Origin of the sequence: Janthinobacterium rivuli, assembly GCF_009208735.1 — a bacterium.
In the GTDB taxonomy this organism is placed as follows: domain Bacteria; phylum Pseudomonadota; class Gammaproteobacteria; order Burkholderiales; family Burkholderiaceae_D; genus Janthinobacterium.
On the sequence record NZ_WFLJ01000005.1, the window covers coordinates 58036 to 83372 of the forward strand.

The following is a 25337-nucleotide window of genomic DNA, read 5'->3' on the forward strand; positions in this document are numbered from 1 at the left end:
AATCATATAACTACCGCAGGTAATCCTATGCGCAGAAAACGCATCATCATCACCAGCGTACTGGTGGCCGTCATCGGCGTGGCCGCTCCCCTGAGCCTGGCCTTTTACCTGTCCTCCGTGCGCGCCGAGCAGGGCGAGCAAGAACGCCTGCGCCTGCTGGCCGGTTACGCGCTCGAGCGCGCCCACCGTTCCATCGCCTCGGCCAGCATGGCCCTGCGCAGCGCCGATGCGCTGGACTTGGCGCCGTGCTCGGAAGCGCATATCCAGCAATTGCGCCGCATCACCATGACCACGCGCAGCATCGACGATATCGGCTATGTGGAAAACGGCTTGCTCAAATGCACCTCCACGGGCATCGAGGAGACGCGCATCGCCATCACGCCCGCCGACTTCACGCTGGCCAATGGCATGGGCCTCGATTTCAACCTGCGCCCCGTCGTCAGTGGCGGCAAGCGCATGGTGGGGTTGTCCTACCGCGCCTACAAGGTGCTGATCGATCCCGTGCGCTTTTCCGACGTCATCGTCGACAGCGACATCCAGATGGCCGTGGCCATCGGCAGGGAAGGCGTGCTCGACACCTTGCACCATCCCGATCCGGCGCAAGTGCAGGCCTTGCTTGCCGGAAAACCCACGGCGGGCGACCTCACGCACGATGGCAGCATCCATGCGACGCTGTACCGCGACGGCTTGACGGCCGTCATGATCGAGCCGCGCAGCAAGCTGAACGACAGGCTGCGGCGCGAACAATTGCTGCTCTTGCCGCTGGGCCTGCTGATGGCCGCCTTCATCGTCGGCATCGTCGTGTGGCTGTCGCGCCGCCGCCTGTCGCTGCGCGGCGAACTGGAAACGGCCGTCGAGCGGCGCGAATTCTTTGTCCATTATCAGCCGATCATCGCGCTCGACACGGGCGTGTGCGTGGGCGCCGAGGCGCTGATCCGCTGGCGCCGTCCCGATGGCAGCATGATACGGCCCGACCTGTTCATCCCCGTGGCCGAGGAAAGCGAACTCATCCTGCCTATCACCGACCAGGTGATCGCTTGCGTCATCGCCGACATGCGCGCCGCGCTGCTGGCCGACCGCGAGCTGCACATCGCCATCAACCTGTGCGCCAGCGACATTGAAACGGGCAGGGTGCTCGACGTGCTCGAGCGTGCCCTGGCCGGCACCGGCATCGAGGCGCAGCAGATCTGGCTGGAAGCGACGGAGCGGGGTTTCATCAACGTGGAAGCGGCGCGCGCCACCATCGAAAAGGCGAGAGCGCGCGGACACGCCGTGGCCATCGACGACTTCGGCACCGGCTATTCCAGCCTGTCGAGCCTGCAAAACCTGCCGCTCGACGCCTTGAAAATCGACAAATCCTTCGTCGACACCATCGGCACGGACGCGGCCACCAGCAGCGTCACGCCGCACATCATCGACATGGCCCGCACCCTGAACATGCTGATCGTGGCCGAAGGCATCGAAACGCAGCGGCAAGCCGATTATTTGCTGGAACGCAAAGTCGAATTCGGTCAGGGCTGGCTGTTCGCGAAGGCGCTGCCGGCCGCCGAATTCCTCGGTTTTTACGCCACCCGCCGCATGCCGACTGCCACATGAGCCAGCCACGCTTTCCCTCTCCCTTGCAGCCGCTGCGCGTACCCGGCGGCTGGCACATCACCGTCAACACCCTGTTCGAGGTGGAGCCGGGGCCGGACACCATGCAATGGTTCAGCAGCGCATTGCTGCTGTGGGGCAGCTGCCGGGATACCGGTTACTGCTTCAATTCGCATTTCGAGCCGGAAGACGATCCGCAGGGCGAATTCGTGCTGGAGATGGGCAAGGTGGCATACGACCGCCACGGCAAGATCGTCCAGGGCAGCGACGCCTTCCTGGGCGAGTTTCGCACGCGCAGGAAGGCGGAGTTTGTCGCGCGGGTCGAGCAATTCATGCAGGACCCGGCAGCTTGAACGCTACGGTTTGCGCGGCAAGACCGTGTCCTGCCCGCCTTGCTTGAGCACGGCGCTGGCGATCTTGCCCGCCGCATCGCGCGTAAACACCAGTTCCGCGTCGATGGCGCGGAAAAAGAATTGGTCTTTTGCGTTGGCAAACAGGGGCGCCGAGCCCATGCCCGTGCCGGCCGCTTCCAGGCCCCGCTTGCCCAGGGTCACCGTCAAGGTGAAATCGGTGCCCATTGGATACTCGCCCACGTACTCGCTCAAGGCGGCGCGCGGCACTTCGATGGCCGTTTGCGGCTTTTTCAGCGGCGGCAAGGGCGTGCCGGGCAGCAAGGTGGACAAGCCCAGGGCGTCGACATCGCGCGCCGTGTTCGTCAACACCACCACGCCCCGCTTGCCGTCCGTCGTGAACGCCGCATAGCTGCTGTAGCCGCCCGTCTGGCCGCTGTGCCAGGCGTAGCCGTGTCTCTGTCGCTGTTCCAGCAGCCAGGCCAGGCCGATTTTCGTGTCGCCGTCCGGCGCAACCGGCCGCTGCGGCTGGATCGCCAGCGCATACGGGCGCAGCGGCTTGAACATATACGCTTGCAGGTAGGCGACCATGTCGCGCGCGCTCGAATACACGCCGCCGGCCGGCGCCACCACGTTCAAGTCCCAGGCGGGCGTGGGCTCGCCAGACAGCAAATGGCCGGGCGCCAGACGCGCCAGCATGCCGTGCTTGGGCTGGTTTGAGGTGGAACGCATGCCCAGCGGCACGGCGATGCGCTTTTGCAGCAGCGCTTCATAACTGCTGCCGGCCTGCTCGGCCAGGGCCGTGCCCAACACGGCGTAGCCGATGTTCGAGTAGTCAAATGTCGTGCCCGGCGCGCGCGGCAGCTGGTAGGCGGCGAGAAACTGCCGCTGCTTCGCCGCCGTGTAATCGGCATACGGATTGGCGGGGTCTTGCGGCGCGAAGTTGTCGGGCAGGCGCGGCAGCGAAGAATAATGCGTGGCCAGGTCGAGCAGGCTGATCGTTTTGCCGTCGAAGGCAGGCACCGTATAGCCCGGCAAGAATGCCGCCACGGGCGCGTCGAGTTTCACCTTGCCCTCGACGACGGCGTCGGCCAGCAGCAAGGCCGTCATGGTCTTGGTGACGGAACCGATCTGGTAGACGGTGTCGGCGCCCGGTTTGATGTTCTTGCCTGCATGCACGCTGCCAAAACCGTAGACGGCGCTGTCCTTGCCGTCAATCACGGCGATGACGATGCTGGCGTGCATGCCCGTGCGCGTGAGCGCTTCCGCGCGCTGGCGCACGGCGTCGTCCAGCATGGGCGCGGCCAGGGCGGCGCCGCCGGCGAGGCAAAGGGGAAGGAGGGCGAAAGCGGGTGTCATGGTTAACCTTGTCCAGAGTGGATCGAAGGCACGCCGGCGTCTGCGGAAGGCGGCTGGCATGCCTGGTGAAGGATACGGGCCGAACATGAAGGTTGCCTGAGTTTTATGTTTGCTGGTATGTCAACGCTTGCGTTTGCTCAATGTTCAGCCATCGGCGCTTCCAGCAGGCACGCCAGCTGCGCGCGCATGTCGGCGGACATGCATTGCAGCAATTGGCCGCGTCGGCGCGCATCTCCCCGTTTCTTTGACGGCACGTCGGCCAGGTCCGGTGCCCGGTAGGGCGCGCAGGGCAAGTGATAATTGCCGTCGCGCATGCGCAAGGCATGCAATTCCTGCCACGCCAGGTCGTAATCGGCGGCGATATGGCGCCGGCGCCGCGCATTCAGGGCGATGCGGTTGTCATTGCTGATCAAAAACAGATTATTGCAGGCAAAAAAATCGCCAAAATCGCGCAGGGCCGTCACCATCAGGTTTTTCGGGCGGCAACCGTGCAGCGCCCGCGTGGCTTGCTTGACGGCCAGCTTGCCCGCCTCGCTGCGCAAGCCTTGTAGCGCGCCCAGCTGCAGGGACACGCCATCGGCGCGCGGCACGAACAAAAAGCTGGCCAGGTACAGAGGCTGGCCATCGCGCGTCAGGCGCAGGCACAATTCGCCTTCGCGGTGGCTGTCGTGGATGGCCGTCAGCTGCAAGCGGTACAGCGCCCCATCCTTGCCTTCGAACGCGGCCAGCACCACGGGCTGGCACGCGGCCCGCTCGACCAGAGAGCGTGCCCCGGCCTGCCACAGGAAGCGGTAATGGCCTTCCAGCAAGACCAGTCTATCCGCGCAACCGAGCTGGCGCGACGCGTATGGCCGGTAAATCTTGAAGCGCAGGCAGGGATGCAGCTGCGCCAGCGAACTCAGACCGGGCATGCTGCCGAGAAAAGCTTGCCAGCGCGTGCGCTGGCGGGGGAAGAAGAGAGCGCCCAGCGCCGCTTTCAGGCGGTGGCCGCTGGCGGAGGTTGGTGGCACGGCGGGTGGCACGGCGGCGCCGTGGCGCAGGGGTAAAGCGATGTCATTCATGATTCAGCCGGAAAAGGGCAGGCGCTGCACAATGAGAGCCTTGCCAATCTGAATGCTACGTGGGCCAGGTGAATTTCATATTAAGAAGTGGACGATTGCTCGGCCGCAGTCCGGCCCCGTAGCCAGCCGCGGTATCTGGCACCACTGGAAACGGATGCGCGCCGGGGCGGGGAGGTGCTAGGATGGAGCCCTCGGGTGTTACGCAAACGCGCACGGGGACAGGCAGGCCAGGAAAGGAGATCACGCCATGAAAAAAACAGAGCCAGGCACGCAGCCCGACGAGGGCGCGGCGAGCGCGCAGTCCGCTAGCAGTCTGATCGACGCGAAGATCGCGTCCCTGCACGACTGGCGCGGCAAGACCCTGGCCGCCGTGCGCGCGCTGATCCGCCAGGCGGACCCGGAAGTGGTCGAGGAAGTCAAATGGCGCGGCGTGCCCGTCTGGTCGCATGCGGGCATGATTTGCACGGGCGAAACCTACAAGCTGGCCGTGAAACTCACCTTCGCCAAGGGCGCCGCCTTGCCCGATCCGGCTGGCCTGTTCAATGCCAGCCTGGACGGCAGCACGCGCCGGGCCATCGACCTGCACGAAGGCGAGCATCTCGACACCGAGGCGTTCAAGGCGCTGATACGCGCCGCCGTGGCGCTGAACACGGCGCCGAAACCAAAACGGACTTCTGTTTGAGACACTATTTATATATCTGGCACGACCCGATCCAGCGCATGCTGGTCGCTTCCGGCATCGAATTCAAGGATGTCATCCCCGCGCTTCGGCACGCGGACGGCATCGTGCTGCGCAGGGGCAGTGCGGGAACGATCAAGAAGCCCGCCGCCTTCCAGACCCTGGGGCGGCAGCAACTGCCAGCCCTGGCGCATGAAGACATGTCCGCCTGGGGCAGCCATGCCTGGGCCGATTGGCGCGGCGCAGCGCCGGCCTCGCTGGACGCGGACGTGGCCGCGACGCTCGACCACCGGGGTCCGCTCGCGCCGCTGCCCGCCTTGCGCAGCCGCTTCCTCGCCTTTGCCCATGACGATGGCTGGTATCTGAAGCTGTTGTATGCGGCATGGGACGACGTGACGGCCTTGCTCGCCGACGTCATCCCGCCAGCGCTGGGCACGCTTGATCTGGATGCCCTGCAACGGGGAGGCGACGGCTACTGGCTGCAAGACGGCACACTGCAGGTGGAACTGAAAACCCACGATATCGACAGCGTGTTGAACCGTCGCCTGTAGCGAAGGAACAGTGCGCCAGCCGTGCCACTGATTCGTCCCTGCTCCAGCGCGGACACGGTCTCCTGCAGCGCCATCCTGGCCCTGTTATGCGCGCGCGGGCTGGGTCGAAGTCGCTGGTGACGGCGGTGTAGACGCCATGGGTGCGTGGATACGTGTGGGCTACCGTGCCGGGCAGGGATAGTTTTCAGCATGGAGTTCCCAGCCCATGTCGGCGGGTTCAAACATCGCGCTTCGCCTTGCCATCCATGAGCAGGGCCAGCCTGGCCGCCATGCCGGCATTGTCGCGCAGCAAGCCATCGCGCTCCTGCGCCAGGCTTTCCACCTTCTGCTGTGATGTCTGGGACTGTTCCGCCAGCATGTCGAGCTGGCGGTCTTGCGCGGCCAGCGCCACCTTGGCGTCGTTCAGCGCCAGCAGGGCCGTATCGAGCTTGGCCAGCAGGGCGTCGGCGGAGGCGGCCGCCTGCAGGTATTGATATTCGAATTGGTCGCGCTCGGGCCGCACGGTGGCCAGCGCCGCGCGGTCGGCCGCCGCTTCGCCGGACAAGCGCGTGTGCTCCGTCTGCAACTGCGCCAGGCGCATGTCCTGCTGCACCAGCGTCGCTTGCTGGCCTTGCACACGCTGCTGCAGCTGCGCATTTTCCTGTTCCAGCCGGCTGATACGTTGCTGCGCCTGCGCGCGCTCCTCGCTGCGCTGGGCGGCGGCCGCTTCCTGGTAATGGTCGAACTGCGAGCGCACCTGCGCCAGCTGGCGGTTCAGGGCCGCGATTTCCTCGCCGCGGTCGGCCAGGCGCTGCGTCAGGCCCGCGTTATCGCTGTGCAAGGTGGCCAGGGTGACGGCGCGAAAATGGTGTTCTTCCTTCAGTTGCGCCAGCGCATGCTGGGTGGCGCGCAATTCCTGGGTGAGAGCGGCGCGCGCCTCCGTCAGTTTCAGGCGTTCCGTTTCCGTCTTCTTCAACTTCTCCAGCGCGGCGTCCAGTTCGACGCGGTTTTCCCGCATGCCCGTTTCCAGCTGCTGCGCCACGTCGCGCTGCTGCTTGTCGTACACGCCACGCATCGCCTCCATCAGTTCGGCCGGCAAGCCTGCTTCCGTTTTGACGGCGCCCACGCCCTGGAACTCTTCCTTCCAACGTTTCAGCAGGGGAGCGATGGTGCTCTTGCTGCCCGTGCTGCCCAGCGCTTCGCGCACGCTGTCGACCGTGGGATTGCGCCCATCGGCAGCGACGATTTGGGCTGCTTTCATAACATCAGAGTACAAAATGCCGGTGCGGGCCATAAAATCACCTATGAGCGAAATTTAGTAACGTATTACATGATACGTAATATCGCATAATATTACGATATAAATTTTAAGAATATTTGAAAAATATAAGCTGCGATAAGGTTGCTTATCGTGTGTTAAGGGGGTGGTTTGCATGCTATTCTGCGTATTTCCCAGTACACCAGCCCGATTTCAGCGATTCCATGCCCGATTTGCCCCTTTCCAAACGCCGTGTCGCCGCGCCCAAAAGCGCCGCCTTGGCTCCTGTGCCGTTACACGGCGCCCTGATCGATGCGGAGCTGGCCGCGCGCCACCAGGCGTTTCTCGCCGCCGCCACGTCGGACAACACGCGCCGCACCTACCGTTCCGCCATCCGCCACTACCAGGCCTGGGGAGCGGCGCTGCCCGCCGACGAGTCCACCGTCATCCGCTACCTGATGGCGTATGCGGACAGCCTGAACGCGCGCACCCTGGCCCTGCGCCTGACGGCCCTGTCGCAATGGCATGTGTATCAGGGCTTTGCCGACCCGGCATCCACGCCCACCGTGCGCAAGACCCTGGCCGGCATCGCCCGCCTGCACGGCAAGCCGAAGAAGAAGGCCAAGGCCTTGCCGCTGGAAGACCTGGAGCTGATCGTCGCCAGGCTGGCCGCGCTGGGCAGCGTCAAGGCCTTGCGCGACAGCGCCTTGCTGCAACTGGGATTTTTTGGCGGTTTCCGGCGCAGCGAACTGGCGGGATTGGCGGTGGAAGACGTGAGCTGGGAGCCGCAGGGCATGGTGATCACCTTGCCCCGCTCGAAAACGGATCAGCTGGGGGAGGGCATCGTCAAGGCGATCCCATTTGGCGATGGCGTCTGCTGCCCGGCCACGGCCTTGCGCGCCTGGCTGGCCGCGGCGCACATCCGCACGGGGCCGCTGTTGCGCCCCGTCAATCAGTGGGGCCATGTGAGCGCGAAAGCGCTGCACGCGAGCAGCATCAACACGATCCTGGCCAGCTGCGCCAGGCTGGCGGCGCTCGATTACGTGCCGGAACTATCGAGCCACAGCCTGCGCCGGGGGATGGCCACCAGCGCGCACCGGGCAGGCGCCGATTTCCAGGCCATCAAACGCCAGGGCGGCTGGCGCCACGACGGCACCGTGTATGGCTATATAGAGGAGGCAGGGCGCTTCGAAGAGAATGCGGCCGGGAGTTTATTGAAGGCGAAGAAGAAGCCGACGGGCTGAGGGCGTCCGGCAAGACCTTGCAGCGCGCCTTCAGCAGGTGACGGAGCTCCTGATGATAATCATGGGTGCTGCTGCTGGTAGAGAAGCCAGGTGAATACTGCCATGATCAGCAGAGAGAATAGGGCGCTGATGAACAGTATTCGTTGTGCGCGGGGCTGTCCAATCACGATCCCCAAGAGTCCAGCCCATGTTATTGGCAAGATCGCATAGATGACGACTGACACGATTTTTAGCGAGTTGGAGCATGATTCGCGACACACGTTGGTCTTTGCAACGACCTCAACCGCATGAGGCACCATATCGAATGCGATGCCAACCAGGAAGCCGAGGACAATAAAGGCGATCTTTTTAGCCAGCATTTGACCTCAAATAAAGGGATTCATTTCGAATTCCGAAGGCGAGACCTGGGCGACAGAAGCCATTTCAAACTCCATACTTGTTGTGAACAGCGGCTTTAAGCTCAGCCTGCGCCAAGCCTCCTCGCCGCCAAAATTCAAAAAAATACTCCAATGTTTCGGCAGGAGCGCCAATATCCATGGGATGCAAGACGCAGATGGCAGTTCTTATTTTTAAAACATCTGGCTCGTCCGATTGATCGCGTCCTTCGATTGCCCGCCAGAGGCGTACACGCTCAGCAATGACTTCCTCGGCCGTCGCCGCGCCGGTGATGTACCGATTCGCCACAACTGCGACTGATTTAGCAGCCTCAGTCAAAATGAGCTTGACGCCTTGAGGTCAGGTTTCCAAAGGCTTGCCATCGACAAGTAGGCGTAATCGTTCACCTGAAAAGCCAGCCCGGTGGCTTCCGTAAATAGCCTTGCCGATAGAATCGTAGTATATCGAATCGCTGGCCTCGATAGAAACGGTCACGCCCGATTTTTCGGGACACATTTTTTCAAGAGCTTCCGCAACATCACTTGTTGAACGTAGTTTTACGCCATTCAAGTCCACGCCCTCATTATCAGAAATTTGCAGAACAATTATTTCACCCACAATGGTTGCTCCAAAAATTCAACGAAGTGATGCTTCAGTTCTTACCTTGGCGGGCTGCCGCTTCTGGCAGATAGCGGCCTGCCAGAATGCTGCAGTGTATGGCATTGTTGCTCTTTTGAAAAGCAAAAGACCGGAGCATGGCGGGATAGCTGGCAGCATGCCGCCGAACCAGCTATACAAGCAGCCATCCTCGGCATTGCGCCGCCGGTCGAATTCAGGTATCGAGCATCTGCCAGGCATCCGCGATGCTGCCGGGCCGTATCATGCGGCCGCTTGTTCCCGGGGGCGGATGATCATGCAGGTGGCGGTCGCGTGCGCGTAGACTTTGCCGGCTTCGTCGCGGATCGTGCCTTCGGAAATGACCAGGTTGCGTCCCGCATTGATGACTTTGCCTTCCGCGTAGACCGTCACGTTGAAGGGCAGGGGGCGGCACATCTTGATGTTCAGGTCCGTCGTGCCGTAGCTTTCGCCAGCAGGCAAGACCGTGTGCGTGGCGCAGCCCGTGACCGTGTCGAGCACGGTGGCGGCGAAACCGCCGTGCACGCCGCCCATGGGATTGGCGTGGTTTTCATTCGCCGTCGCCGTGAAGACGACCCTGCCATGCTCGATCGTGTGCGCATCCATGGGCATGGTTTTGGAAATGCCGGGGCGGGGAAACAGGCCTTGCGCGAAAGCTTGCATCAGTTGCAAGCCGGTCATGTCGTTGGGGTGCATGCTAACTCCTGTGGGGGGATGGATGGGTTAAATGTCTTGCTGGAAACGCAGGCGCGAAGCGTGCAGCAGGAAGCGGGCGACGACGGCCAGCTCTTCTTCGCTGAAACCTTGCTTCAGTTGTTCATTCAGGCTGTCGAGCAGGGGCAGGGCGGCGGCCAGCACCTCGCCACCCTTGGGCGACATGTGCAGGGTGCCGGCGCGCGCGTCGAGCGCCGACTGGCCGCGCACGATCAGGCCGTTTTCTTCCATGCGCGCCACCAGGCCCGTGACGGCCGAGTTTTTCAGTTGCAGCGCCCGCCCCAGATCCTTCAATTGGCAGCCTTCCTCTCCCTTCAGGGCGAACAGGGCGACCACTTGGGTGCCGGAAAATCCCAGTTCGCTGGTGAAGACGGCATCGGCCGAGCGGAACAGGTTCTGGCGCGCCAGGTTGAGCAGATTGAACAGGCGCGGCGAACGCTCGCCCAGCGGACAGGCCGCGGCATCGGAAAGGTCTGGGGTGGGGGCGGTATTGGTACGCATGCGAAGTATACTACTACGTATGCGTAATAAATCAAGCGTAAATTGTCAGTCGCTCAGTCGCGCGGTGGGCATCCGATATAGCGCGCGCGCGGGCGTATCAGCGCCGCGCTGTCTGCCTGCTCGACGGCATGCGCGATCCAGCCGGCCGAGCGGGCCAGCGCAAACACGCTCATGCCCGCGCCCTCGGGCCAATCAAACGCCAGTTCCATGGCGGCCAGCGCCAGGTCGGCATTCGGCTTTACTTCGAGCAACTCGCCCGCCGTGGCGCACGCGGCCAGGATGGCGGACAGTTGCGGGGACCCGTGCGTCATCGCTGCCAAACGCTCGAGCAGATACGCGGCGCGCGGGTCGCCTAGCGGATACAGCGGATGGCCGAAACCGGCGAATGCCGGCGCGATGGCCGCGTAGTACTTGCCGATGGCTGCCCTGGCGTCCGGCCCGGCCAGCGCCTGCGTCAGCATGCGCCGGGCCGCCGCGCTACCGCCGCCGTGCTTGTCTCCGGACAAGGCCGCCAAGCCCACGCCCAGCGCGGCCGGCAGGCTGGCACCCGTCGACGCCACGCAGCGCACGGCAAAGGTCGACGCATTCAATTCATGGTCGGCCAGCAGCACGAGAGTGGCGCGCAGCAATTCAGTCTGGTTCGCATCGGCGTTCCACGCATTGGCCAGTTGCCGGTGCAGCGGCAGGGCGGATGGTGCCGTCTGCAGCAGGGCGGCGGCCAGCAGGCGCATCAGTACCGGGCCGGAGTGCAGCGCGTGCGGCATGTCCGCTGTCGTCAGCATGGCCATGGCCAGCATGGCGCGCGCCAGCGGCGGCGCATCGGGCGCGCTGGCCAGCCCTGGCGACAGGATGGGCGCGTCTTGCCGGAAATAGTCATTTTCACCATCGTCCCACAACAGGCCGGCGGCAGCTTCCAGCGTGGCGTGCCGGGCCAGCGCCGTCGCATCGCGGCCCCGGTACAGCAGCCGGCCATCGAGAATGTGGGAAATGCGCGTCTCCAGCACGGGCAAGCCCCAGTGCATGGCGGCCACGGCCGTCTGGCCGCCCCGTTTTGCGTCATTTTTACGGGCCGCCAGGCGCAGCACGTCTTCCTGCGGATAGCGCTTGCGGCGCGATGCACCATTGCTGACGGACGCAAGCAAACCCCGGCTCACATAGGAATACAGGGTGGGCAGGCTGACGCCCAGCAGGCGCGCCGCGTCAAGGGCGGACAGATCGTTGTTCATGGCGGCCATTGTAGCGTTTGTCACTTTATATTGATTGATGGAATCAAGATTGACGGCCCGGGTGGCGCCTCACTAGACTGATGCCTTTCCAGGAGTCTGCATGAGCACATTTACCATTCGCACCCTGCGCCGAGACGACGCCGCGCCACTGCTGGCCTTCGAGCAAGCCAACCGGGCCTGGTTCGAGCGCCATATCGACGGGCGCCCGGACGATTTCTACAGCATCGACGGCATCCACGCGCACGTCGCGCAATTCCTGGATCAGCACGCGCAGGGGTGCATGCACCCCTGCGTCATCGTCGACGAGCACGGGCAATTGATCGGGCGCGCCAACCTCAAGGATATTGACGGGCAGGCGCAGACGGCCGAAGTCGGCTACCGCATCGGCGAGCGGCAGGCGGGCAAGGGCCTGGCCACGGCCGCGCTACGCCACTTAATTGATCTGGCGCAAGACGAATGGCGGCTGGCCAACCTGTGCGCCTATGCCATCGACGGCAATGCGGCGTCGATCCGCGTGCTGGAGCGCTGCGGTTTCGTGCAGGGAACGGCCGTGCCCGATATTGCCTTGGTGGCTGGCAAGGCCGTCGATGGCCACCGGTTTGCGCTGGCTTTGCGGGCGGCTGGGGTAGACTCTGCCCTATGTTAAATATGCAAAGTTGCCAGATATGAATCAGGAAGCCTCAAAACGCATCATCGTCATCGGCGCCGGCATCGTCGGCGCGTCGCTCGCTTACCACCTGGCCAGCAAAGGTGCACAAGTCACCGTCGTCGAGGCGGGCGGCATCGCTTCCGGCGTGACGGGCACCTCGTTTGCCTGGATCAACGCGTCCTGCGCGGGGCCCGACCCCATCGCGGCCCTGCGCGGCGGCGCCATCGCCGCCTGGCGCCGGCTGGAAACGCACGTGCCTGGCTTGACGCCGCGTTGGCATGGCGCCTTATCGTATGGCACGCAGGATGGGCGCGTGTCGCCCGAGTCCGTAGTGGTAGGCCGACCCCGCATCGCCCAGCTGGAACCGCAGTTGCGGAAGCCGCCTGCACAGGCCGTGTACGAACCGGAGCAGGGCGCCCTCGACGCCGTCGCCGCGACGCACGCCTTGCTGGCGGCGGCCCGGGCGCTCGGTGCGACGGCCCTCACGCAGACGCCCGTGCTGGGCTTTGCCGTCGAGGACGGTCGCGTGACGGGCGTGGAAACGGCCACGGGCCTCATCGAGGCCGATATGATCGTACTGGCGGCAGGCACGGGTACCGCTGCGCTGGCGCAGAAACTGGGCGCCAGCTTGCCGATTCACGCCTCGCCCGCCATCTTTCTACGCTATCAGGCGCCGCCCGGTCTCGTGCGCGGCATTATTTCCAGCCATGTCATGGAAGTGCGGCAGGCCGAAGACGGCACCATGCTGGCTGCGGAAGATTACCTGGACGACGCGCCGGAAAACCAGCCCGCCGCCATCGCGCAGCGCACGGCTGGCGCGATCCGCAATGAACTGGAAGGCGCCGAGGCCATCGCGCCGGAGTTCGCCTGCATCGGCCTGCGCCCCATGCCCTCCGATGGCGTGCCCGTCATCGGCTACTTGCCGCAGGTGGAAGGCGTGTACGTGTGCGCCATGCATCCGGGCGTGGTGCTGGCAGGCATCGTGGGCCAACTGGCCAGCGGGGAAATCGTCACTGGCGAGCCAGCGTCAGCCCTGGAGGCTTGCCGGCCCGCGCGTTTCCTGGCGTGACTGTGCGCTGATTCCTACGGCACAGGCACGACAAAGACGGGCAGGATGAACGGCGCAGGCTCCTGCTCATCGCCTTCCTCCGACGGCTCCTGCATATAGTGCTCGTTGCGCCAGTCCCCGTTCACCACGCGGTCGGCGATCAACGCCAGATCCTGCGTTTCGCGCAGCGCGCAGCGAAACGGCAGCCGCCCATGCGAGCGCGACACGAGGCTGAAGCGCAGCTGGCGGCATTGCGCATCGTGCCAGCAATAGAACAGCATGTCCTCGCCTTTGAGTGCGCTGCTGCGGGCCACGATCACCTGGCCGATGAACTCGACGATATCGGCCACATGAATCTGCGGCGTCTCCTCGTCCGTGGGCGAAAAGCTCCACATATTGGTTCTGGCTTCTTGATTGATGTCGTCGGGATTGATCTCCACGGCATCGTCTTTCGCCATGGCGAACCAGTTGCTTACGACGGTTGAATGAATCATGTAAAGTTTTCAGTACTTATTAATATTTGTTTATTCGCGCACAAGCGGCTGGAAGATGCCGACGCGTCCATTCATCCGCGACATCGCCCATGGTTTTGGCGACGCCATCGCCTATCCAGGCCATGAAATCACGGTCAAGCTTGAATTCGGGACCGCACTGCTCCAACAGGAAGCGCCGGACGTTTTGCGTGTTTTTATAGTGGGCGTCGACGGCAGTATGCCGGGTGATGAGGTCGCCATGCCAATTGACATTCATGCTGTGTCCCTTTGTTTCATCTTTTGGCTATATTCTCATGCCATCGAAATGTCCGCGCCAGCTTTTCCTTCATTGAATGAGCAGAACGAGCGCAGCACGCGTCACCCCCTCGGCCCATCCGCCAGCAACTCCGCCAGCCTGGTCGTCAGCCACAAACTCGTCTCGCTCAGTTTCTTGCCATGAATCGATAAGCGCCGCACGGGCAAGCGCGACAAAGCCAGCGCAGGGCAGGGCACTTCCTGCAGATATCCCTTGTAGTTGTCGTAATTGGCGATGTTCAGCGGCAGAATCGCCCAGCCCAGCTCGTCCGCGACCATTTCCGCGATGCTGTAGAAACTGTCGGAGAACCACACGGCTGGGCTGAAGGCGTGTTCGCGGTTCAGGTCGGAATCCATGATCAGCTGGCGGTAGCGGGTCAGCTCGTTGCGGCTCACTTCCTGACCGTGCGCCATCGGGTGGCCCTTGGCCACGAACACGCCTTGCGCCACGCTGCCGATGTGCTGCTGCTCCAGCACGGGAGATATCGGGCCGCGGTCGAAGTGGAAGGCCACGTCGGCTTGCTGCTGCTCCACGTACTGCGCCACTTCCGACGCCGTGGCGTTGAGCATCACCAGTTCCAGCGCCGGGTAGCGCGCCGCCAGTTCCTTCACCAGGGTGCTGATGGCCAGGTAGGGCAGGGCTTCGTCCAGCGCCAGGGTCAGCTGGGCTTCAGGAGCGGCACTCAAGAGCTGGGCGCGCAGTTGCAAGCGCTCCGCCTGGCGCAGCAGTTCGCACGCTTCCAGGTGCATCACCTTGCCCGCTTCCGTCAGCACGGCGCTACGCCGCGAACGGTCGAACAGTTCCACGCCGAATTCCGCTTCCAGCAGACCGATCGAGGTGCTGACCACCGATTGGGCGCGGCCCAGCCGGCGCGCCGCGCCCGAGAAAGAGCCGGCCGCAACGGCCGCCTCGAAGTAGCGCATTTGTTCCAAAGTCCAGTGCATGGCATCAACCTATCTGTTTTACAGATGGATTTTAACTTGAATGCCATTCCAGGGCGACATAAAATGCTTTTACATGTTCAATAACACGAGATCCGCCATGAAAAACGCCCAAGCCAATTCCCCCGCCATCAGCTTTGCCTGGTGTCACGACGCCACCGCCGAAGATACCTTGTGCAAGTTATATCTTGACAATGTCAGCGCCGACTATATCTCCCATTCGGAGCTGCAGGGCGAGCGCGCCGATGCGCCCGGCAACTGGCGCGCGGACTTGCCTGAGGTGATACGCGGCGAAATCCGCGCCGCCCTGTCGCACGACTGGGCGCATGGCGATTCGACCCTGCTGGCAGTTGCCACGTCGGATGATGCCATTGTCGGCATGGCGCTCGTTTCCATCGACACCCGCCAGCGCGCCTCGAAATCGTTCGCCGCGCTGGACGACCTGGTCTTGCTGCCGTCCGTGCGCGGCAGCGGCATCGGCAGCCAGCTGGTGGAGTGGGTGGCAAGCGAATTGCGCAACCACGGCATCGCCCGTTTGTTCCTCGAATGCGGCGCGCACAACCTGACGGCGCAGACCTTCTTCCAGGGCCGTGGCTTCAAGCAAGTATCCGTCGTCATGCTGCGCGAACTCGACGCGCCCGCAGTGTCCGCTGTGGTGGATGACAAGGATGGCGACCGTGGCTGACGCCCGCCGCCCCCGACCAGCCCAGGCCCGTGGCAGCCTGGAACGTAAATATTTGCGCAGCACCAAATTCATTCAAACCGATAGTTGTTAAAAGTTACACTAAAATCACACGAGTTGTTTATGCATCCAATGAAAAAATGGCTGACGCTGGCCATCGTCTCCAGCGCCCTGTTCCTGATCGTGGTCGACATGACCGTGCTCTACACCGCCTTGCCCGCGCTGACGCGCGACTTGCAGGCCACTTCCTCGCAAAAACTGTGGATCATCAACGTGTACGCGCTGGTCGTCTCCGGTCTGTTGCCCGGCCTCGGCACCCTCGGTGACCGCTTGAGCCACAAACCCGTCTTCCTCGCCGGCCTGGCCGTGTTCGGCATCGCCTCGCTGTGCGCCGCGTTTTCGCCCGCGCCGGAATGGCTGATCTTTGCCCGCGTGCTGCTGGCCATCGGCGCCGCCTTGATGATGCCGGCCACCTTGTCCATCATCCGCCTGACCTTTACGGACAACCGCGAGCGCTCGTTCGCCATCGGCGTGTGGGCGGCCATCGCCTCCGGTGGCGCCGCGTTCGGCCCCGTGCTCGGTGGTTTCCTAATGGAACATTACTGGTGGGGTTCTGTCTTCCTGATCAACGTGCCCATCGTCCTGCTGACCCTGGTGCTGGCCGCCGTTGTCCTGCCGAAACGGGCCGGTAACCGCGACAAGCCGTGGGACCTGAAGGGCTCGCTGCAAATCATGATGGGTCTGCTTGGTGGCGTGTATGCGATCAAGGAGCTGGGCAAGTCGCAGCCGTCGTATGAAATTGCCGCACTGGCCTTCGCCGTGGGCGCCTTCTTCATGTTGAAGTTCGTGCGTCGCCAGAAGCGCCAAGCCCGGCCGCTGATCGACTTCGCCCTGTTCCGCGAACTGCCGTTTTCCAGCGCCGTGGCCGCCGCCATGGTGGCTTCGGCCGCCCTGATCGGCATGGAACTGGCGCTGAGCCAGCACATGCAGCTGGTGCGGGAACTGTCGCCGCTGGAAGCGGGTCTGCTGCTGTTGCCGCTGCCGCTGGCGTCCGTGTTTGCGGGCCCGCTGACGGGTTTCATGCTGCCGCGCGCCGACAAGGCCAAGGTACTGTGGGGTTCGTTGCTGGTGTCCGGCATCGGCATGGCATCGTATCTGCTGCTGCATGACGCCGCCGTCTCGGCCCAAGTGGCCAGCCTGGTGATCCTGGGCCTGGGCCTGGGCGCCGTCATGACGGCCGCGTCCAGCGCCGTGATGCTCAACGTGGCGCCGCAGCAAGCGGGCATGGCCGCCTCGATCGAGGAAGTGTCGTACGAGCTGGGTGCCGTGATCGGCGTGACGGTGCTGGGCACCATCATGTCGGCCGTCTACAGCGCCACCCTGGTGATCCCGGAAAGCGCGGGCATCTTGCCGAATGCGCACGACACCCTCGACGCCGCGCTACTGGCCGCAGAACAGTTGCCGGCCGAACTGGGCCTGCAAGTGTCGGAACTGGCCCGCTCGGCCTTCGACAAGGCGTTCATTGTCGTGCTGGCCACAGCTTCCGGCATTTTGATGGTCTCGGCCATGGCGATTCGCCACCTGCATCTGCGGGCGCGCAGGGCGATCTCGGTTTAATGGATCAGCGCTTCAGCAGCGGCGCCACCTTGTCGCGCAAGACCGTCCATTGGGCGTCGTGCACGGCCTGGTTGGGGGCGTGTCCGGCCCGTTTCACCACGGTAAACTCCTTGGTCGGCGCCGTGATGCTGTCGAAGTAGGTGCGCGCAATGGCGGGCGAGGTCAGCAAGTCCGCTTCGCCCATGATGAAAAACACGGGCAAGTCGAAGCGCGGGCCCAGCGCAGGCAGGTCGACCTTGGCAAACATGCCGTCGCCGCGCAGGCCGATGAACTGGATGTACGAGTAGTCATCGGCCGCCTCGGCATCGGCCAGCGCTTGCGGCGTGGCGTAGAACGGCGCCGGCTGCCACCAGTGCCTGGGCGGCGCATCCGTTGCCAATCCCTCATATTTGCGGTCGAAGCGGCGCAGGATGCCGAAGTTGCGCGGGTCCGTCCATGGAGGCGCGCCGAGCGCCGTCAGCTTGTCCACCGTGGCGGCATCGCCGGCCGCTTGTGCCAGCGCAAGCACTTCCCGGTACATGCCGGTTTCGTTGGCCCGCGCATTGACCACCTGCGCCGTGCCGATATACGCGTGGAACAGCTCTGGCTGCGCCTTGGCCATGTGCACGCCCAGGATCGAGCCCCAGGAACTGCCCATCAGAATGACTTTCCGCTGGCCCAGATGCTGGCCGACATAGCGGGCCACGGCGATGCCGTCGTCGCGCATCTGTTCCACTGTCAAGGGCACGTCTTCCGTTGGGCGCTGTTTGCCATACGTCATGCCCGCGCCGCGCTGGTCCCACTGCACCAGGGTGTAGTGGCGTTCCCAGCCGGCATAGATGGCGTCCGCATAGGGACTCAGCGCATTGCCGGGGCCGCCGTGGATGAACAGGATCACGGGATTGCCGCAGGTGGCGCCCGAGATCGTGATCCATTGCTCGATGCCATTGATGGGCACGTAGCCCTGTTCGCGGACGGACTGTGCGGGCGAAGCGCAGATGGACGGCGAGGCGGGTGGCGCCGCCTGCGCCACGCCGAAACAAGATAACAGCAGCAATGCCAGGCCTGTGATGCGCATATTGTCCTCTTCTATATAGTAGGGGGGAACTACAGCGTGCAATCCTGCGCCGGTTTGCCGGCGATAAAGCGGGTGCTGGCCTGTTCAAAACAGGCGGGCGCCGTCCACAGGATGAAATGCGGGGCGTTGTGCACGGTGGACAGCGCCACCTTGCCGGCCTTGCTCTGCGTCAAAGCCTGCACTTGCGCCTGCGCGCCCGCGTACGGCGTTTTCGGGTCCAAGGTTCCCTGCAGCACCAAAGTGGGCGGCACTTTCGCCGGCAAAGCGCCGAAATAGGCGTCGCGCGGGTAGGTGGGCAAGCCGCCGCCCAGCAGGATGCGGGGCAGGGGACTGGTAAACAGCAGCTCCGCCTCGTCGCGGTCGATGTCGGCGGCGCTCCAGTCCGGGCGCAGCGACGCTTGCAGATTGTTTTCCGAATTGCTGATGATGTTGACCAGCGGTATCGACAGCGGCGACTGGGGATAGCTGCCCAGGCCGGCCGCCGCCTGCGTCAACGTGGCGCGCACGGACGCCAGTTCCCCATCCTTGCCCTGGTCCAGCTCCTGCAGCAGATAGGGAATGCGGGCGCGGGCGGCGGGAACGTCGAGCATGCCGCCGAGGAAGTGCTTCAGGTTCTTGCCGGGGATCTTCGCCAGCAGCGCGGGATCGGCTTGCGCCTTGTCCAGCACGCGGCGGTACAAGGTTGCGGCCGGCTCGCCCAGTGCCGCATGGCAAGCGGCATCCGCATCGCAGCGGGCCAGCACCTGCATGCCGACCTGGTTGACCACGTGCGAGCGCTGGCTCAAGTCCCAGCGCGCATCCGTTTGCGGCGGCACCAGCGAGTCGAGGATGACGCCCTTGACGGGCAGCGGACCCAGCTGCAAGGTGCGCAAGACCAGCTGCGTGCCGTACGACACGCCATACACATACACGGGTGGCTTGTTCTTGCCCCGTTCGCCCTCGATCAGCGACTTCAAGTCGCGCGCGGCCATGGTGATGGAAAACTGCGCCGCGTATTCCGGCAGCAGATTGATGCCGGCAAAGCAGCTGCCCCATTCGGCACCGGCCAGCGCGCGGCCGCCGGGACTGTGTTCCGACTCTTCCACCTTGCACAGGCGCGACGAGTGGCCCGTGCCGCGGTGGTCGGGAATGAGGAATTCAAAGCCGGGAAAGCTGCGGCGCAGGGTGGGCAGCAAGCTGTAGAACGAGGCGCCCGATTCTCCGGGGCCGCCCGCCACCAGCCACAAGGTACCCCTGGCGGGCTTGCCGGCAGGCACATCGGCGGCAAACTTGCGCACGAAGACGTGCATGGCGTCGCTGTCGCCCACGGCGCGGCCTTCGGCGTCGTAGCTGCCGGGCACGTTCAAGCCCGAACACAGGCTGCCCGGGGCGGCCGTATCGGAGCAGGGCGTGAAAAACAGGGGTTCGGCATGCAGGGAAGTGGCAGCCAGCAAGGCGGCCAGCAGGGACAGGCGGGGCAGAACGGTCATCGGCTACTTTGGCGAAGGTGGAGATCAGCCGCCAAAGTAGCGTTTTTTACAGCAATTGTCCAGATGGAAATATTTCTGAGTGGGACTATGCTTGCTTGCTGTTGCGCAGCAAGCGCAGCCCGTTGGCCACCACCAGCAGGCTGGCGCCCACGTCGGCGAACACGGCCATCCACAGGGTCGCCATGCCGGCCAGGGCCAGGCCGAAGAACACGGCCTTGATGCCGATGGCAAAGCTGATGTTTTGCACGAGGATGCTGCGCGTGCGCTGGCTCAGGCTGATGAATTCGGGCAATTTGCCCAGCTCATCGTCCATCAGGGCCACGTCCGCCGTTTCGATGGCCGTGTCGCTGCCGGCCGCGCCCATGGCAAAGCCGATGTCCGCCTGCGCCAGAGCCGGGGCGTCGTTGACGCCGTCACCGAGCATGGCGACCACGCCGAACTGCTGCTGCAAGGCCTTGATTTCATCGAGCTTGTTTTCCGGCAGCAATTCCGCCTTGACCAGGCTGACACCGACTTCAGCGCCGATGCGCTGCGCCGTCAGCAAATTGTCTCCCGTCAGCATCACGGTGGTGACGCCCAGCGCGTTCAATCTGGCGATGGCGGACGCCGCCGTCGGGCGCAGCACGTCGGCCACGGCGATCACGCCCAGCGCGCCGGCGTTGGTCGCCAGCACCATGGCCGTATAGGCGAGCTGTTCCAGTCCGGTCAGGGTCGCCTGCAGTTCCGGCGTGAGCACATTGAGTTCCGACATCAGGCGCGCATTGCCCAGGTAGTATGTCTGGCCGGCGATATCGCCTTGCACGCCGCGCCCATGCAGGGCGGCAAACTGGCTGACGGGCAAGTGGCTGCTGGCGGGCGGACCGGCCTTGACGATGGCGGCGGCCAGCGGGTGGGCGGAATTGGCGTCCAGGCTGGCGGCCAGCTGCAGGATGGCGTCGCGGCTGCTGTCTTCCAGAGCCACCACGTCCGTGACGGCCGGCTTGCCCATGGTCAGAGTGCCCGTCTTGTCGACGGCGATGGCCTTGATGCGGTAGCCCGTTTCCAGGAATTGCCCGCCTTTCACCAGAATGCCGCGGCGCGCGGCCGCCGTCAGGCCGCTGACGACCGTGACGGGCGTGGAAATGACGAGCGCGCACGGGCAGGCGATCACCAGCATCACCAGCGCCTTATACACCCAGGCCATGAAGGGCTGGCCCAGCAGCAAAGGCGGCAGCACGGCCACCAGAATGGCGAACACGACGACTGCCGGCGTGTAGTAGCGGGCGAAATTGTCGACGAAGCGCTGCGTGGGCGCCTGTTTTCCTTGCGTTTCCTCGATCACCTTGACGATCTTGGCCAGGGTGCTGTTGCCGCTGTTGGCCGTCACGGTGACGTCGAGCAAGCCCCGTTCATTGATGGTGCCCGCGTACACGACGTCGCCCACGGCCTTGTCCACCGGCATGCTTTCACCGGTGATCGGCGCCTGGTTGACGGACGATGTGCCGCTGGACACCACGCCGTCGAGGGCGATACGCTCGCCCGGCTTGACGCGCATGGTCGCGCCGATAGCCACCGTGGCCACGCTTACCGGCTGCCAGGCGCCGCTGGCGTCGACTACCGTGGCCGTGTCGGGCGCCAGCTGCATCAGGCTGTGCACGGCGTTGCGCGCACGGTTCAAGGACAAGCCTTCGATCAGTTCGGCAATCGCGAACAGGAAGATGACCATGGCCGCTTCCGGCCACTGGCCGATGGCGATGGCGCCAAACACCGCCAGGCTCATCAGGAAGTTGATGTTCAGGGTGAACGTTTTCAGGGCGATCCAGCCCTTTTTCAGGGTCGGCCAGCCGCCTGTGGCGATCGACAGCAGGGCCAGGGCGATGACGAGGGGCGAACTGTCGGCATGCGTGGTCCAGGCCAGCGCTTCGGCGCCTCCAGCGGCCAGGCCGGAGACGACCAGCAAGCCTTTTTGCAGGCTGCTCAGGCTGCCTTCGTTCGGATCGCGCGCGACTGCCGCGTTCGCTTCCATGGGGATCGCCTGCATGCCGATGCCGTGCAGCGCCGCTTCCACCGTGGCCAGCGAGGGCAGGGTGTGGTGCACGTCGAGTACGCGGTTCATCAGGTTGAAATCGAGGCCCACCACACCCGCCATCGTGGCCAGCTTGTTGCGGATCAGCCGTTCTTCCGTGGGGCAATCCATATTGGCGATACGGTATTTGGCCGTGTTCGCGCCGGCGATGGCGGCGCTGGGCAGGGCAGACGCGGTGTTGCCGGCGGGGGCGGCGTGGCTGTGCGAACAGCAGCCGCCATGGCTGGGCTTGGCTTCCTGCGCATGCGTGTGCGCATGGTCATGCTTGTGCTCGTGAGTGTGCTCGTGGCTATCGTGCGGCATCGCATTCATCCTTCCGGTTTCGTGTATGCTTCCATTAGAAACCCTGTAGCCGCTACAGGGTCAAGCGGAATTTGCACGAAAGAATGAAAAGGGGATGCCATGCGTATCGGAGAACTGGCCAAACGAACAGATTGTGACGTGGAAACTGTGCGTTACTATGAAAAGGCGGGCTTGCTACAGGAACCGGGCCGCAACAGCGCCGGCTACCGCGAGTACCGCGAAGAGCATCAGGAACGGCTGCAATTCATCCGCCATTGCCGTTCCCTGCAGATCGGCTTGACGGATATCCGCGCCTTGCTGGAGTTTAAGAACAACCCGGCCGAAGGTTGCCAGAGCGTCAATGAGCTGCTCGACCACCATATCTTGCGCATCGCCGAGCAGATGGCGAATTTGCAAACCCTGCAGCAGCAGCTGGTGACCTTGCGCCACCAGTGCGACCAGCCGCAGCCGTCGCAAGACTGCGCCATCCTGCAAAACCTGTCCGAGGCGGCCAGCGGCAACGACTGCGCCTGCCATACCGAACTCCATTGAACCGATTGCTGCATGCTGAAACTGATACCTGGAAGTACTTTACTCACCTTATCCCTGCTGTCGCCGCTGGCCCATGCCGCCGATGCGCCTGCCGCCGCCCACTACCTGACCCTGTACGCCGTGCCCGGCGTGCCGCAGGACGATGACCCGTACACCTGGAGCACGGCGGGCGGCAAGCAACTGACGAAAGGCGTGACGAAGGCCGATGGCCGCGCCTATGTCAAGGTGGAGGAGGGCGAAGAAAACTATATCCTGAAAACCGTCAGCATGCGCTGGCAGCTGAAGGTCCCCGCGCAATGCTGGCTGGGCGCCCCTGACGCCTTCCAGCAATGCATGCAACTGGCAAAAACCACGAGCCGCTATGACGAAGAGCAGGATGCGCTCAAGCTGGCGGAGCAGCAGAAGGACGCCAAGATGCAGGCCCGGATCGCCGCCTATGCGGTGCAAGCCCAGGCCAACGACGATGCGCTGGCCTGGCTGGGCCGGCTGCCGTCGAGCTGGACCCTGGAAGGCTATGGCAAGCGCCTGCTGGGCATCGGCGACAAGATCACGCGGCACATCGCCGACGAGGTCAAGCAAGGCGGGCCCGACGCGCGCCAGTTCGTCTGCCGCGCCCCCGGTGACTACGGCCCCGTGCCCGACCAGGGCGCCGTCGAGGCCTGGATGGGTTCGCCGGCCGATGTGCGCAAGGCGCGCACCGGTCCGGCCTGGGATGGGCTGGTGGCGGCCGGCGCAAAGGGCAACTGGATGGCCCGGCTGGAGCTGTACTACGCCTTGTCCAGCGCCAATGTCAGCGAACTGAGCCTGGTGGAACAGTACCGCATCGTGCAATTGATGGAATGGCTGCACAAGAAGAAGGTTGGCGGCCTGTATAGTTACTTCAGCGCCGCCATCCCCGTCGCGCCAGGCGGTAACCACAGTGCCGCCTGGCGCAGGCAGGATCAGGTTTTTCTGTATTCCGCCATGTTCGGTGATTACGATCAGCAATTCCGCATGGGCAATGTCTTGCTGCGGGAAACAGACCCCACGCTGGTCGAGGCGGGCAAGGCCATGCAAGCCTGTTCCCAGGCCGCCATGCCGCACCGGCGCTAACGCGGCAGCAACGGCGGGCCGCCATCGCCCAGGCGGAAGGCGTCCACCACGCGCAATAAGTCATGCGCCTGGTCCTGCATGCTTTGCGCGGCGGCGGCCGATTGTTCGACCAGAGCGGCATTGCGCTGGGTCAATTCATCCATTTCCGTGATGGCATTGTTGACTTCCTCGATGCCCTTGCTCTGACGCTGGCTGGCCGCCGTGATGTCGTTCATGATTTCCGTCACTTGCTGGACGGAGGCGACGATATCGCCCATGGTGCGCCCGGCGCTGTCGGCCAGCTCGCTGCCCGTTTCTATCCTGGCCACGGAATCCTCGATCAATTGCTTGATTTCGCGCGCCGCCGTGGCAGAACGCTGCGCCAGGCCCCGCACCTCGGTGGCGACGACGGCAAAGCCGCGCCCCTGTTCGCCCGCGCGCGCCGCTTCCACTGCCGCGTTCAAGGCGAGGATATTGGTCTGGAAGGCGATGCCGTCGATGACGGCGATGATGTCGACGATGCGCCCGGAACTGGCCTTGATCGAGCCCATCGTCTCGACCACCTGGCCCACCACGCGGCCGCCTTCCAGCGCCACGTTCGAGGTCGACAGCACCATCTGGTTCGCCTGGTGTGCGTGACTGGCGTTTTCGCGCACGGTGTCGGTCAAGGCATGCATGGACGTTGCCGTTTCCTGCAAGGAATGGGCTTGGGACTCCGTGCGGGCCGACAAGTCCGCGTTGCCCAGCGCGATTTCACTCGCTTCCACCGTGATGGTGGAGCCCGCCTGGCGTATGTCGCCCAATACCGTGTTCCAGTTTTTCAGCACGGTGGCCAGCGCCCGCGACAGCTTGCCCACCTCGTCGTCGCCCTGCGCCTCGATGCGCGTGGTCAGGTCGCCGGCGGCCAGCGATTCGGCGGCGCGGCAAGCCTCGTCGATGGGGCGCACGACGGAGCGCGCCACCCACGTGGCGATCAGGGCCAGCAAGGCAAAGCCGATGGCCATGGCGCCCAGCGACAGCCAGCCGGCGCGCTGGCCCGCATTTTTTGTTTCCTGCAGCGCATCGGCCGTGTGGTGGTCCAGATTGAGCAGCACCTGGCGCAGCTGCCCGCGCACTTGCTGGTAATGTGTGGCGGCATTTTGCATCGCGGCCACGCCCGTATTCGGGTCCATCGAGGCCAGGTCCAGCGCCTGCGCCAGGCTGGCACGGTAGCGCTCGACACCGGGCAGTGCCTGGCCCGCTTCCGTGGCGGCGCCCGAGAATGTCTGCAACTGCTTCAAGCCTTGCGCGATGGCGTTCAACTGGCTGTCCGTCTGCGCACCGAACTGCTTGAACTGCTCATCCGACAGGCTGGCCGCGATGGCGATCTTCGCATACACGTCGGCGTGCACCTGACCCAGGGCGATGGCTTGCTGATTCGCAAGCCGCTCGGCCGTCAGGGTGACGTCTTTCAATTCGCGCATGCGCTGCTCGTTCTGCTGCATGGCGAAATAGGACAAGGCTCCCATGGCCAGCAGGCAAGCCAGCGCGACCACCGGGACGATCAACATCTTTTGTGCGATTTTCACATGCAGCCCCTATCGTCAAGA

The 25337-nt window shown here is 64.1% G+C and carries 27 protein-coding genes; 11 read left to right on the forward strand and 16 right to left on the reverse strand.

All coding sequences use genetic code 11. The features are described from left to right. Window positions 1-27: 27 nt before the first annotated feature. Together GCN78_RS07815 and GCN78_RS07820 are read left to right on the forward strand one after the other, a co-directional pair. Complete coding sequence (locus GCN78_RS07815; protein ID WP_152251203.1) at window positions 28-1596, forward strand: EAL domain-containing protein; 1569 nt, start codon at window positions 28-30, stop codon at window positions 1594-1596. After that, window positions 1593-1946 carry a hypothetical protein gene (locus GCN78_RS07820; protein ID WP_152251204.1) on the forward strand — a complete coding sequence of 118 codons (354 nt, stop codon included), beginning with the start codon at window positions 1593-1595 and terminating at the stop codon, window positions 1944-1946. Before GCN78_RS07815 ends, GCN78_RS07820 begins: the two co-directional genes overlap by 4 nt. Before the next feature lie 3 nt (window positions 1947-1949). On the opposite strand, the gene GCN78_RS07825 is transcribed toward GCN78_RS07820, so the two are convergent. Continuing rightward, window positions 1950-3302, reverse strand: coding sequence for a serine hydrolase (locus GCN78_RS07825; protein WP_193316654.1), 1353 nt, complete (start codon window positions 3300-3302; stop codon window positions 1950-1952). A gap of 137 nt (window positions 3303-3439) precedes the next feature. Further along, window positions 3440-4363 (reverse strand): VirK/YbjX family protein, encoded by a 924-nt coding sequence (locus tag GCN78_RS07830; protein WP_152251206.1) that lies wholly within the window; start codon window positions 4361-4363, stop codon window positions 3440-3442. A 247-nt stretch (window positions 4364-4610) separates the two neighbouring features. On the opposite strand from GCN78_RS07830, the gene GCN78_RS07835 reads away from it, so the two are divergent. Beyond that, entirely contained in the window at window positions 4611-5045 is a 435-nt protein-coding gene (locus GCN78_RS07835; protein WP_152251207.1) for a DUF1801 domain-containing protein, read from the forward strand. Continuing rightward, on the forward strand, window positions 5042-5593 hold the full coding sequence (locus GCN78_RS07840) for a hypothetical protein (RefSeq protein ID WP_152251208.1): 552 nt from the start codon (window positions 5042-5044) through the stop codon (window positions 5591-5593). Before GCN78_RS07835 ends, GCN78_RS07840 begins: the two co-directional genes overlap by 4 nt. 217 nt (window positions 5594-5810) lie before the next feature. On the opposite strand, the gene GCN78_RS07845 is transcribed toward GCN78_RS07840, so the two are convergent. Then, on the reverse strand, window positions 5811-6833 hold the full coding sequence (locus tag GCN78_RS07845; protein WP_264372679.1) for a DNA-binding protein: 1023 nt from the start codon (window positions 6831-6833) through the stop codon (window positions 5811-5813). A 221-nt stretch (window positions 6834-7054) separates the two neighbouring features. On the opposite strand from GCN78_RS07845, the gene GCN78_RS07850 reads away from it, so the two are divergent. Beyond that, window positions 7055-8074 carry a tyrosine-type recombinase/integrase gene (locus tag GCN78_RS07850; RefSeq protein WP_152251210.1) on the forward strand — a complete coding sequence of 340 codons (1020 nt, stop codon included), beginning with the start codon at window positions 7055-7057 and terminating at the stop codon, window positions 8072-8074. 59 nt (window positions 8075-8133) lie between these two features. Here the strand turns inward: GCN78_RS07850 and GCN78_RS07855 are convergent, their stop codons facing one another. The 6 genes from GCN78_RS07855 to GCN78_RS07880 all read right to left on the reverse strand — a co-directional run bounded on the left by GCN78_RS07855 (window position 8134) and on the right by GCN78_RS07880 (window position 11526). Further along, entirely contained in the window at window positions 8134-8433 is a 300-nt protein-coding gene (locus GCN78_RS07855; RefSeq protein ID WP_152251211.1) for a hypothetical protein, read from the reverse strand. Window positions 8434-8497: 64 nt separating this feature from the next. Next, window positions 8498-8788: a hypothetical protein gene (locus tag GCN78_RS07860; protein ID WP_152251212.1), complete on the reverse strand. Its 291-nt coding sequence runs from the start codon at window positions 8786-8788 to the stop codon at window positions 8498-8500. A gap of 21 nt (window positions 8789-8809) precedes the next feature. Next, on the reverse strand, window positions 8810-9067 hold the full coding sequence (locus GCN78_RS07865) for a hypothetical protein (RefSeq protein WP_152251213.1): 258 nt from the start codon (window positions 9065-9067) through the stop codon (window positions 8810-8812). Window positions 9068-9328: 261 nt separating this feature from the next. After that, window positions 9329-9781, reverse strand: a complete 453-nt coding sequence (locus GCN78_RS07870) for a PaaI family thioesterase (protein ID WP_152251214.1) — start codon at window positions 9779-9781, stop codon at window positions 9329-9331. A gap of 27 nt (window positions 9782-9808) precedes the next feature. After that, complete coding sequence (locus GCN78_RS07875) at window positions 9809-10300, reverse strand: MarR family winged helix-turn-helix transcriptional regulator (RefSeq protein ID WP_152251215.1); 492 nt, start codon at window positions 10298-10300, stop codon at window positions 9809-9811. 53 nt (window positions 10301-10353) lie between these two features. Beyond that, a complete protein-coding gene (locus GCN78_RS07880) occupies window positions 10354-11526 on the reverse strand; it encodes a citrate synthase family protein (protein ID WP_152251216.1) in 1173 nt (390 codons plus the stop codon). A 100-nt stretch (window positions 11527-11626) separates the two neighbouring features. Here GCN78_RS07880 and GCN78_RS07885 point away from each other — a divergent pair, with 100 nt between their 5' ends. Further along, window positions 11627-12172 carry a GNAT family N-acetyltransferase gene (locus GCN78_RS07885; protein WP_152251217.1) on the forward strand — a complete coding sequence of 182 codons (546 nt, stop codon included), beginning with the start codon at window positions 11627-11629 and terminating at the stop codon, window positions 12170-12172. Window positions 12173-12191: 19 nt separating this feature from the next. After that, the gene (locus GCN78_RS07890; protein ID WP_152251218.1) at window positions 12192-13244 is read left to right on the forward strand and encodes an NAD(P)/FAD-dependent oxidoreductase; all 1053 of its coding nucleotides are present in this window, start codon (window positions 12192-12194) and stop codon (window positions 13242-13244) included. Window positions 13245-13258: 14 nt separating this feature from the next. On the opposite strand, the gene GCN78_RS07895 is transcribed toward GCN78_RS07890, so the two are convergent. From GCN78_RS07895 to GCN78_RS07905, 3 genes are all read right to left on the reverse strand, one after another. Further along, the gene (locus tag GCN78_RS07895) at window positions 13259-13717 is read right to left on the reverse strand and encodes a hypothetical protein (RefSeq protein ID WP_226939522.1); all 459 of its coding nucleotides are present in this window, start codon (window positions 13715-13717) and stop codon (window positions 13259-13261) included. Window positions 13718-13736: 19 nt separating this feature from the next. Continuing rightward, window positions 13737-13973, reverse strand: a complete 237-nt coding sequence (locus tag GCN78_RS07900; protein ID WP_152251219.1) for a DUF6434 domain-containing protein — start codon at window positions 13971-13973, stop codon at window positions 13737-13739. A gap of 101 nt (window positions 13974-14074) precedes the next feature. After that, on the reverse strand, window positions 14075-14956 hold the full coding sequence (locus GCN78_RS07905; protein WP_152251220.1) for a LysR family transcriptional regulator: 882 nt from the start codon (window positions 14954-14956) through the stop codon (window positions 14075-14077). A 97-nt stretch (window positions 14957-15053) separates the two neighbouring features. Between GCN78_RS07905 and GCN78_RS07910 the strand changes: the two genes are divergently transcribed. Both GCN78_RS07910 and GCN78_RS07915 read left to right on the forward strand, forming a co-directional pair. After that, window positions 15054-15638: a GNAT family N-acetyltransferase gene (locus GCN78_RS07910; RefSeq protein ID WP_193316655.1), complete on the forward strand. Its 585-nt coding sequence runs from the start codon at window positions 15054-15056 to the stop codon at window positions 15636-15638. 120 nt (window positions 15639-15758) lie between these two features. After that, complete coding sequence (locus GCN78_RS07915) at window positions 15759-17252, forward strand: MFS transporter (RefSeq protein WP_152251222.1); 1494 nt, start codon at window positions 15759-15761, stop codon at window positions 17250-17252. A 4-nt stretch (window positions 17253-17256) separates the two neighbouring features. Here the strand turns inward: GCN78_RS07915 and GCN78_RS07920 are convergent, their stop codons facing one another. The 3 genes from GCN78_RS07920 to GCN78_RS07930 form a co-directional block, all read right to left on the reverse strand. Then, complete coding sequence (locus GCN78_RS07920; RefSeq protein WP_152251223.1) at window positions 17257-18309, reverse strand: alpha/beta fold hydrolase; 1053 nt, start codon at window positions 18307-18309, stop codon at window positions 17257-17259. 29 nt (window positions 18310-18338) lie between these two features. Further along, window positions 18339-19778, reverse strand: a complete 1440-nt coding sequence (locus tag GCN78_RS07925; protein ID WP_152251224.1) for an alpha/beta hydrolase — start codon at window positions 19776-19778, stop codon at window positions 18339-18341. Between the two features lie 85 nt (window positions 19779-19863). After that, window positions 19864-22146, reverse strand: a complete 2283-nt coding sequence (locus GCN78_RS07930) for a heavy metal translocating P-type ATPase (protein WP_152251225.1) — start codon at window positions 22144-22146, stop codon at window positions 19864-19866. A gap of 99 nt (window positions 22147-22245) precedes the next feature. Between GCN78_RS07930 and cadR the strand changes: the two genes are divergently transcribed. Beyond that, window positions 22246-22677 (forward strand): Cd(II)/Pb(II)-responsive transcriptional regulator, encoded by a 432-nt coding sequence (gene cadR / locus GCN78_RS07935; protein ID WP_099387768.1) that lies wholly within the window; start codon window positions 22246-22248, stop codon window positions 22675-22677. Window positions 22678-22689: 12 nt separating this feature from the next. Continuing rightward, a complete protein-coding gene (locus GCN78_RS07940) occupies window positions 22690-23769 on the forward strand; it encodes a hypothetical protein (protein ID WP_152251226.1) in 1080 nt (359 codons plus the stop codon). Here the strand turns inward: GCN78_RS07940 and GCN78_RS07945 are convergent. Further along, entirely contained in the window at window positions 23766-25316 is a 1551-nt protein-coding gene (locus GCN78_RS07945) for a methyl-accepting chemotaxis protein (protein WP_226939523.1), read from the reverse strand. The genes GCN78_RS07940 and GCN78_RS07945 overlap by 4 nt on opposite strands. Window positions 25317-25337 lie beyond the last annotated feature (21 nt).